The following is a 9,568-nucleotide window of genomic DNA, read 5'->3' as shown; positions in this document are numbered from 1 at the left end:
GGGGAGTCGTCCGCGGCGACGGTGCCGGGGCGGGTGCCGGCGCGCCGGGTCCGGGCCCCGCGCAGCGCGGCGTAGTAGGCGCTTTCGGCGGCCGCGTCGGCGAGCAGCGCCGCGGAGAGGGTGCCGAGCACGCGCGCCCCGGACCCGCCGCGCCGGGCCGCGCCCGCGAGCCCCACCCCGAGGGCGGTCTCCGTGCCGGCCAGGGCCAGCAGGAGCTCGGGCCGGCGCACGAGGGCCCGCTGGTAGCGGGCGATCAGCCCGTCCCCGGTGGGCTCGATGGTGAGACCGTGCAGGAGCGCGGCGCCCACGGCCGCGGGCTCGTAGTGCTCGGCGCCCTCGAGCTCGGTGATCTCGCGGCTGCCCTCCACGACCTTGGCGGCCAGCGCGGGCAGGCCGAGCAGCTGCAGCACGGACTCCAGCACGAGGTCGGTGGACTCGCCCAGCACGTAGTTGCGCAGCCGGTTCGTCTCGGCCGGGTCGAGGTCGAAGACCGAGGCGACGGACTCGGTCTGCAGCTCCGAGGTGCCGCCGGCGCACAGCCGGACCAGGTCGCGCTCGAAGCGCCCGGCCGGTGTCTCCTCCGCCTCCGCGCCGGCCCCGCCGGTGGGCCGCCACTCCGGGCCCCACTCGAGGGCGCACACGGCGTCGGCGGCCTCCAGGTCGGTGACGGACGCCGGGTCCTCCCCGGCGAGCAGGACCTCGAAGGAGCGGGTGGCCCCGTCCGAGGAGAGCGCCACGGCCGTCTCGGCGAGGCCGGTGCGCACGGTCCAGAAGTCGACCTCGGCGTCGAAGACCACCACGGACCACCCGTGCCGGGAGACCGCGGTGAACCCGGTGCCGGACAGGGCGGCCAGCACGGGCAGGTCGGGGGCGTCCAGGTGGACCAGCAGGATGCGGCGCAGACCGGGGTGCTCGGGCTGCAGCTGGTGGCCGGTGGTCCGGGCGAGGGTGCCGGCCAGCTCGTCGAGGGTGCACCCGGCCTCCACCGAGCCGTCCGCGGCGGCGCGGGCCAGGCGGCCCTCGGTGTCGGCGAGGAACATCAGCTGCGTGGCCCGGGGGCCCTCCGCGTAGGCGCTGATCAGCCGGTGCCCGGCGATGACCGCGCGCATCTCCTCGAACGTGGGCCGGGGTTCCGGGGCCGGCGCGGCGGTGGTCTCCGCCGCGCAGACCACCGTGGCGGGGACCAGGTCCCACGCGGAGGTGGAGGACGCGACGTCGTCGGCGGGGAGTGAGGTCATGGCGTCCATGCTACGCCGTCGTCCCGGCCGTCCCGGGGCCGGGACCGGTCCCCGGGGCGCGTCCGGCGGGGGCTCAGCGGGGGCCGTCGACGAGCTCCGCCACCGTCCCGTCCGCCAGGGCGGCCAGGGCCGCGCGCAGCCGGTGGGCCAGCCCCGGGCGCAGGTAGGCGTCCAGCTCCTCCGGGGCCGTCCAGCGGTGGCTGAGCAGCTCCTCCTCCTGCACCGTGATGGGGGTGTCGGCCTCGATCACCCCACCGTCGTAGACGAAGGAGACCGAGTCCCCCCAGATGCCCATGGCCACTCCGTGGGCCACGACGAGCAGCCGGCCGGGGGCCAGGTGCAGACCGACCTCCTCGACCACCTCCCGGAAGCACCCGGTGCGGGGGTCCTCCCCCGCCTCCACGGTGCCGCCGGGAACGGTCCAGTCCGACTTGTAGTTGGGCTCGACGAGCAGCACCCGGCCCTGCGGGTCGCGGATGAGGGCCTCGGCGGCCAGGCGCCGGGTGGGCAGCGAGTCGACGAACTTCTTCAGCTCGGGCTCGGAGAGGTAGGAGCTCATCGGGGCCTCACTTCCCCAGGAACTTCTCGAAGCCCTTGGGCAGGTTCAGGTCCGCCGGGTCCGGCTGGGCCTGTCCGGCGCCGAACGCCGAGCCGGCGGGCGCCTTCTGCTTGCGCTGCTGCTCGAGGGCGGCGTTCTCCTGGGCGCGCTTGGCGGGGTTGCCCGAGCGGGAGCCGCCCTTCTTCGCGGAGCCCTTGCCCTTGCCCTTCTTGCCCCCGCCGGCGCCGCCGCCGCCGGGCATGCCCGGGATGCCGGCGGGCATGCCCGGCACGCCCTTGCCCTGGGCCAGCCGCTTCATCATCTTCTGCGCCTGCGCGAAGCGCTCCATGAGCTGGTTGACCTCCGAGACGGTCACCCCGGAGCCCTTGGCGATGCGGGCCCGCCGCGAGCCGTTGATGATCTTCGGGGCGACCCGCTCGTGCGGGGTCATGGAGCGCACGATGGCCTCGACGCGGTCGATCTCGCGCTCGTCGAAGTTCTCCAGCTGCTCGCGCATGCCGGCGGCGCCCGGCATCATCATGAGCATCTTCTTCATCGAGCCCATCTTGCGCAGCTGCTGCATCTGCGCCAGGAAGTCCTCGAAGGTGAAGTCCTCCTGGTCGGTGAACTTCCGGGCCATCTTCTCGGCCTCGGCCTGGTCCCACTGCTTCTCGGCCTGCTCGATCAGGGTGAGGACGTCGCCCATGTCGAGGATCCGGGAGGCCATGCGGTCCGGGTGGAACTGCTCGAAGTCGTCGACGTTCTCGCCCGTGGAGGCGAACATGATCGGCTTGCCGGTCACGGAGGCCACGGACAGGGCCGCGCCGCCGCGGGCGTCGCCGTCGAGCTTGGACAGGACCACGCCGGTGAAGTCCACGCCCTCGTTGAAGGCCTGCGCCGTGTTCACGGCGTCCTGGCCGACCATCGCGTCGATGACGAAGAGCACCTCGTCGGGCCGGACGGCGTCGCGGATGTCGCGGGCCTGCGCCATGAGCGCCTCGTCGATGCCCAGGCGCCCGGCGGTGTCCACGATGACCACGTCGTGCAGCCGGGCGCGGGCCTGGGCCACGCCGTCGCGGGCGACCTGGACGGGATCGCCCGTGGGGTCGTCGAACTCGGAGGTGGTGCCCGGGTGCGGGGCGAAGACCGGGACGCCGGCGCGCTCGCCCACGACCTTCAGCTGCGTGACCGCGTTGGGTCGCTGCAGGTCCGAGGCCACGAGCAGGGGACGGTGCCCCTGGCCCTTGAGCCACTTGCCGAGCTTGCCGGCCAGGGTGGTCTTGCCGGCGCCCTGCAGGCCGGCGAGCATGATGATCGTGGGGCCGGTCTTGGCCATCCGGATCCGGCGGGTCTGGCCGCCGAGGATGTTCTGCAGCTCCTCGTTGACGATCTTCACGACCTGCTGGCCGGGGTTCAGCGCCTCGGAGACCTCCAGCCCGAGGGCGCGCTCCTTGACCGCGGCGGTGAACTCGCGCACGACCGGGACGGCGACGTCGGCGTCGAGCAGGGCGCGCCGGATCTCCCGCACGGTGGCGTCGACGTCCGCCTCGGTCAGGCGGCCCTTGCCCTTGAGGTTCTTGAAGGTGGCGGTCAACCGGTCGGACAGTGAATTGAACACGGGTCGAAAGCTGCTTTCGTCGAGGGAGTCGGCCGGTGCCCCGCGGTCTGCGCCGCGGGCCGCGGCCCGGCCCGGTGTGGCGGGTCAGTGTCCAAGGTTAGCAACTCCGGACGACCCGGGCCCGCCGCCGTCACGCGGCGGGCACGAGGACGGACACGACGGCGGACACGACGGCGGACACGACGGCGGCCGGCCCCCTCCGGCGGGAGGGGGCCGGCCGCGGGGACCGAGCGGTCAGAGCGCCGTCTCGTCGCGCTCCCCGGTGCGCACCCGCACGGCCTGCCGGACGTCGGTGACCCACACCTTCCCGTCACCGGCGCGGCCGGTGTTGGCCGAGGAGACGATGACGTCGACGATGTCCGTGGCCTGGTGGTCGTCGACGAGGATCTCCACGCGGACCTTCTCCAGCAGGTCCACCGTGTACTCCGCGCCGCGGTAGACCTCGGTGTGCCCGCGCTGCTGGCCGTAGCCGTGCACGTTCTGGACCGTCATGCCCTGGACGCCGTAGGACTCGAGCGCGGACTTGATGTCCTTGAACTTCTCCGGGCGCACGATCGCGGTGACGAGTTTCATGGAAGAGCTGCCTTTCGTGGGGGTGGGATGCGTCGGGCGCCGTCGCACGGCTCAGCCGCGCACCGGCTGGGAGCGGCCGGGCTCGAAGGCGGCGGCCTCCCCGCCGGCGGCGTGGCGGCCCGGGGTGAACGAACCCGTGGCGTCGCCGGCCAGGGCGTAGCCGGACTCGGCGTGCTGGGTGATGTCGATGCCGTCGATCTCGTCCCGCTCCGGGATCCGGAAGCCGATGGTCTTGTCGATGACGAAGGCGATGACGAAGGTCAGCACGGCGCAGTAGAGCACCGAGACGAGCACCGCCACGACCTGGGTGAGCAGCAGGCCGAAGCCGCCGCCGTAGAACAGCCCCGCGGTGCCCTCGGACGGCAGCGCCACGAAGCCCAGGGCCACGGTGCCGACGACGCCGGAGACCAGGTGCACCCCGATCACGTCCAGCGAGTCGTCCATGCCCATGCGGTACTTGAGGCCCACGGCCAGCGCCGAGCAGATGCCGGCCACGAAGCCCAGCACGATCGCCCACACCGGGGAGACGTTGGCGCACGCCGGGGTGATGGCCACGAGTCCGGCCACGGCGCCGGAGGCGGCGCCCAGGGACGTGGCGTGGCGGTCCCGGATCCGCTCGGTGAGCAGCCAGCCGAGCATCGCCGCGGAGGGGGCCACGAGGGTGTTGATCCAGATCAGCCCGGCCTGCTCGGCCGTGCCGGCCGCGCCGGCGTTGAAGCCGAACCAGCCGAACCACAGGATGGCGGCACCGAGCATCACGAGCGGCAGGTTGTGCGGGCGCTGGCTCGGGTCCTTGCCGAAGCCCTGGCGGGCCCCGACGATCATGATGAGGATCAGCGCCGCGACGCCGGCGTTGATGTGCACCACGAGCCCGCCGGCGAAGTCGATGGCCTCGCCGAGGGCGGAGCCAACGGCGCCGTCCTCGGTCAGCAGCCCGCCGCCCCAGACCATGTAGGCCAGCGGCGCGTAGACCAGGGTGGCCCATACGGGCACGAAGACGGCCCAGGCGCCGAACCGGGCGCGGTCGGCGATCGCGCCGGAGATCAGGGCGACGGTGATGATGGCGAAGGTGCCGCCGTAGGCGGCGCCGAGCAGGTCCTCGCTGCCGATGATGTCGGCCAGGGCGAAGGAGGGCACCGGGCTGCCGGTGATCCCGCCCAGGAGCGGGTCCCCGCCGCTCATCGAGTAGCCCCACAGCACCCACACCACCGAGACCATGGCGATGGAGATGAAGCTCATCATCATCATGTTCAGGACGCCCTTGGCCCGGGTCATCCCGCCGTAGAACAGGGCCAGCCCGGGGGTCATGAAGAAGACCAGGGCTGCCGCGACGATCGTCCACACGTGTCCAGCAGTGATTTCCACGATGTGCACCTCTCTCTGAAGGTTGGTCGGTCACCGGTGCCACTGGCCCGTTCCCCGCGGGGCCGTCCGGTGCTCACCGTTCACCTCGAGTGTCCGAGAGAGATGTTTCGTCCGCCGCCGCGCCGGGTTGCGGACATGTTTCGGGCCCGCCGCAATGATGACGCGCGTGTAAATTGCGGCGGGCCCGTGGGGCGTTCGGGGGACGGGTCAGTCGAGCAGGGCGTCCACGAAGCCTTCCGCCTCGAAGGGGGCCAGGTCGTCCGGGCCCTCGCCCAGGCCGATGAGCTTGACCGGGACCCCGAGGCTCTTCTGGATGGCCACCACGATGCCGCCCTTGGCGGTGCCGTCGAGCTTGGTGAGGACGATGCCGGTGACGTCCACGGCCTCGGAGAACACGCGGGCCTGGGTCATGCCGTTCTGCCCGGTGGTGGCGTCGATGACGAGCAGGACCTCGTCGATGACGGCGGCCTTCTCGACGACCCGCTTGATCTTGCCGAGCTGGTCCATCAGGCCGGCCTTGTTCTGCAGCCGCCCGGCGGTGTCGATCATCACGACGTCGACCTCCTGCTCGATGCCGGCGACCACGGAGTCGTAGGCCACGGAGGCCGGGTCGGCGCCCTCGACGTCGGAGCGCACCGTGGGCACGCCCACGCGCGCCCCCCAGGTGGAGAGCTGGTCGGCGGCCGCGGCCCGGAAGGTGTCGGCCGCGCCCAGCAGCACGTCCTTGTCCTCGGCGACGAGCACGCGGGCGAGCTTGCCCACGGTGGTGGTCTTGCCGACCCCGTTGACGCCCACGACGAGGACGACGGCGGGGACGGGGCCCTTGCGGGACACGGCCAGGGACCGGTCCAGCGTGGGGTCGACGAGCTTCACGAGCTCCTCCCGCAGCATGGCCTTCACGTGCGCGGGGTCGCTGGTGCCCTCCACCGTGACCCGGCGCCGGAGGGACTCCACGAGCTCCATCGAGGCGTCCGTGCCGAGGTCGGCGAGCAGCAGCGTCTCCTCGATCTCGTCCCACACGTCCTCGTCGATGCGGTCGCGGGAGAGCAGGGCGAGCAGGCCCTTGCCGAGGACGTTGTTGGACCGGGCCAGCCGCCCGCGCAGGCGCGCCATCCGCGACGACGCCGACTCGGGCCGGTCCAGCGCCGGGCGGGTGTCGGCGGGCCGGGCCGGCGCGGTGCCGGGCTCCAGGTCCCCGGGGGCCTCGGCGGGGCCTCTCTCGAGGTCGTCGGCGTCCCGGGTGGAGGGGTAGCCGCCGCGGGGCGCCTTGGGCCCGCGCAGCAGCACGAGGCCGAGCAGACCGAGGACCACGACGGCGATGAGCACGTATACGAGAACGGGTATCGAATCCACGCCTCCCAGCTTCTCACACCGCCCCCGGCGGGACCCGGCGGCGGGGGCCACGCCGGTCCCGGAGTCCTAGACTCGACGGGTGCCCGTTCAGCCCTCCGCCCCCGCGCCCGAGCGCGACCGCGTCCCCCAGCAGATCACGGTGCTCATCGCCGCCGCCTTCGTCATCGCGATCGGCTACGGGATCGTGGCGCCCGTGCTCCCCCAGTTCGCCACGACCTTCGGCGTCGGGGTGGCGGCGGCCTCCGCCGTGGTCAGCGTCTTCGCCGTGGCCCGCCTCCTGTTCGCCCCGGCGGGCGGGCGGATCCTGAACCGGATCGGTGAGCGCCCCACCTACGTGACCGGGGTGCTCATCGTGGCGCTGTCCTCGGCGGCCACCGCGTTCGCCCAGAGCTACTGGCAGCTGCTGCTGTTCCGGGGCCTCGGCGGGATCGGGTCGGTGATGTTCACCATCTCCGCGATGGGCCTGATCGTGCGCCTGGCCCCGCCCCGGATGCGGGGCCGGGTCTCCGGCTACTACGCCTCCGCGTTCCTGGTGGGCGGGGTGCTCGGCCCGGTCGTGGGCGGCCTGCTCGCCGGGCTGGGGATGCAGGCCCCGTTCCTGATCTACGCGGTCTCCCTGCTCGTGGCGGTGGCCGTGGTCCACTTCCGGCTCAAGGACGAGGTGCTCGGCGCCGGCCGGGACCGCAGGAACCAGCCGGTGATGACCGTGGCGGAGGCCGGGCAGGTGGGCGCCTACCGCTCCGCGCTGGTCTCCAGCTTCGCCAACGGCTGGACCGCCCACGGGATCCGGGTGGCCCTCGTGCCGCTGTTCGCGGTCGCCGTCCTGGGGGCGGGCCCCGCGGTGGCCGGCCTGGCGCTGGCGGTCTACGCCGCCGGCAACGCCCTGGCCCTGCCGGTCACCGGCCGGCTGACCGACCGGTTCGGGCGCAAGCCGCTGGTGCTCTCCGGGCTGCTGGTCAACGGGCTCGCCACCATGGGCCTGGGCCTGGTCCAGGACGTGCCGTGGTTCGTGGTCCTGTCCCTGGTGGCGGGCATGGGCTCCGGAACGCTGAACCCCGGGCAGCAGGCCACCGTGGCCGACGTCATCGGGCCGGACCGGGCCGGCGGGCCCGTGCTCGCGCGCTTCCAGATGAGCGCCGACGCCGGGCAGATCCTGGGCCCCGTGGTCGCCGGCGCGCTCGCCGACGCCGCGGGCTTCGGCTGGGCCTTCGGGGTCTCCGGGGCGATCATGCTGATCGCGGCCGGGGCGTGGCTGCCCGTGCGGGACACCATGGAACGGCCCGACCCCGCGGCGGCGCGCCCGGCCGGGACATAGGCCGGGTCGGGCGCGGGAGCCGGCGGCGCGGGTCCGTCGCCGGGCTCAGCGCAGCTCGGCGAGCCGCTGCCCGATCACGGTGGTGACCCCGTCCCCGCGCATGGCCACCCCGTAGAGGGCGTCGGCGATCTCCATCGTCCGCTTCTGGTGCGTGATGATGATCAGCTGCGAGGTCTCCTGCAGCTGGCGGAAGATGCTCAGCAGCCGCCCGAGGTTGCGGTCGTCCAGGGCCGCCTCGACCTCGTCCATCACGTAGAACGGCGAGGGGCGGGCCTTGAAGATCGCCACGAGCAGGGCGATCGCCGTCAGGGAGCGCTCACCGCCGGAGAGCAGGGACAGCCGCTTGATCTTCTTCCCCGCCGGGCGCGCCTCCACGTCGATCCCGGTGCTCAGCATGTCCGTCGGGTCGGTGAGCCGCAGCCGGCCCTCGCCGCCGGGGAACAGGGTGGCGAAGACGCCCTCGAACTCCCGGGCGGTGTCGGCGTAGGCCTCGGAGAAGACCCGCTCCACGTGCTCGTCCACCTCGCGCAGGATGCTGCGCAGGTCCTGCCGGGACCGCTTCAGGTCCTCGAGCTGCTCGGCGAGGAAGCGGTGCCGCTCCTCGAGCGCCGCGAACTCCTCCAGCGCCAGGGGGTTGACGCGGCCCAGCGAGGCCAGTTCCTTCTCGGCCCGGCGCAGCCGCCTCTCCTGCTCGGCCCGCACGAAGGGCGCCCCCGCCACGGCCCCGAACAGGGCGTCCTGCCCGTCCGTCGCCTCCGGCTCCTCCGTCCCGGTCCCCGCGTCGGGGTCGGGGATCGGCAGGTGCGGCCCGTAGTGCTCCACGAGCGCCTCCGGGGTGAGGCCCAGCTCCTCCAGGGAGCGGGCCTCGAGGGCCTCGATCCGCGTGCGCTGCTGGGTCCGGGCCAGCTCGTCACGGTGCACGGAGTCGGTGAGCTCGGCGACACGGGCGGCGAGCCGGTCGTTGGCGACGCGCAGCTCCGTGAGCTCCGCGTCCAGGCCGGCGCGCACGGACTCGGCCCGGTCCCGGTCCCCGGCGGCGGCGGCCACGGACGCCCCGACCCGGACCAGCAGCTGCTCGGCCGCGGCCAGCACGGCCTCGGCGTTGCGGGCCTGCAGCCGGCGGCGGTGCGCCCGGCGCTCGGCCTCCTCCCGGGCCCGGCGCTCGGTGGCGGCGGCCCGTTCCTGGGAGGCGGCCCGGTTGCCCAGCGCGCGCGCCTGCTCCTCGAGGGAGCGCAGGGCCAGCCGCGCCTCGGTCTCGGCGGCGCGGGCGGCGGTGGCGGCGCGGTGCCGTTCGTCGCGGCGGGCGGCGGCCTCCAGCTGGGCGTCCTCGGTGTCCTCCTCGCCGAGCTCCTCGGCGGCCTGCAGGCGGTCGGCGACCTCGCGCAGGCGCTGCTGCTCGGCGGCCAGGTGCCGGTTCGCGGCCGCGACCTGCTCCTCGGAGCGGGCGGTCTCCGCCGCGGCGGAGTCCAGCACGGCCCGGACCCGCGACAGCTCGGAGCCGGCCCGCTCGGCGCTGCGCTCCGCCGCGCGCAGCGCCGCCGCGGCCTCCTGGGCCCGCCGGCGGCCGG

General features: G+C 74.1%; 7 protein-coding genes and 1 pseudogene. 1 reads left to right on the top strand and 7 read right to left on the bottom strand.

All coding sequences use genetic code 11. From position 1 onward, the window contains the following. The 6 genes from ABL57_RS19735 to ftsY all read right to left on the bottom strand — a co-directional run. Positions 1-1,238: hypothetical protein (locus tag ABL57_RS19735; RefSeq protein WP_053005217.1), on the bottom strand; the 1,238-nt coding region annotated here is incomplete at its 3' end. Between the two features lie 73 nt (positions 1,239-1,311). Beyond that, the gene (locus ABL57_RS19730) at positions 1,312-1,797 is read right to left on the bottom strand and encodes an NUDIX hydrolase (protein ID WP_047805189.1); all 486 of its coding nucleotides are present in this window, start codon (positions 1,795-1,797) and stop codon (positions 1,312-1,314) included. A gap of 7 nt (positions 1,798-1,804) precedes the next feature. Further along, positions 1,805-3,394, bottom strand: a complete 1,590-nt coding sequence (gene ffh / locus ABL57_RS19725; RefSeq protein ID WP_047805188.1) for a signal recognition particle protein — start codon at positions 3,392-3,394, stop codon at positions 1,805-1,807. A gap of 234 nt (positions 3,395-3,628) precedes the next feature. Beyond that, entirely contained in the window at positions 3,629-3,967 is a 339-nt protein-coding gene (locus tag ABL57_RS19720) for a P-II family nitrogen regulator (protein WP_047805187.1), read from the bottom strand. Between the two features lie 51 nt (positions 3,968-4,018). Next, positions 4,019-5,332, bottom strand: a complete 1,314-nt coding sequence (locus ABL57_RS19715; protein ID WP_047805186.1) for an ammonium transporter — start codon at positions 5,330-5,332, stop codon at positions 4,019-4,021. 207 nt (positions 5,333-5,539) lie between these two features. Beyond that, complete coding sequence (gene ftsY, locus ABL57_RS19710; protein ID WP_047805190.1) at positions 5,540-6,685, bottom strand: signal recognition particle-docking protein FtsY; 1,146 nt, start codon at positions 6,683-6,685, stop codon at positions 5,540-5,542. A 79-nt stretch (positions 6,686-6,764) separates the two neighbouring features. On the opposite strand from ftsY, the gene ABL57_RS19705 reads away from it, so the two are divergent. Further along, positions 6,765-8,000, top strand: a complete 1,236-nt coding sequence (locus tag ABL57_RS19705) for an MFS transporter (protein WP_047805185.1) — start codon at positions 6,765-6,767, stop codon at positions 7,998-8,000. A 45-nt stretch (positions 8,001-8,045) separates the two neighbouring features. On the opposite strand, the pseudogene ABL57_RS19700 reads toward ABL57_RS19705, so the two are convergent. Further along, a pseudogene (locus ABL57_RS19700) lies at positions 8,046-9,568 on the bottom strand (chromosome segregation protein SMC); the annotation flags it as partial.

Origin of the sequence: Kocuria sp. SM24M-10 (genome assembly GCF_001027955.1) — a bacterium.
Taxonomy (GTDB): domain Bacteria; phylum Actinomycetota; class Actinomycetes; order Actinomycetales; family Micrococcaceae; genus Kocuria; species Kocuria oceani.
This window is presented reverse-complemented; position numbering and strand designations above follow the sequence as displayed.

What these genes read in the sequence shown, in the direction of transcription:
- ABL57_RS19730 (WP_047805189.1), bottom strand. Translation starts at nt 1,797, where the DNA reads ATGAGCTCCTACCTCTCCGAGCCCGAGCTGAAGAAGTTCGTCGACTCG.
- ABL57_RS19720 (WP_047805187.1), bottom strand. Translation starts at nt 3,967, where the DNA reads ATGAAACTCGTCACCGCGATCGTGCGCCCGGAGAAGTTCAAGGACATC.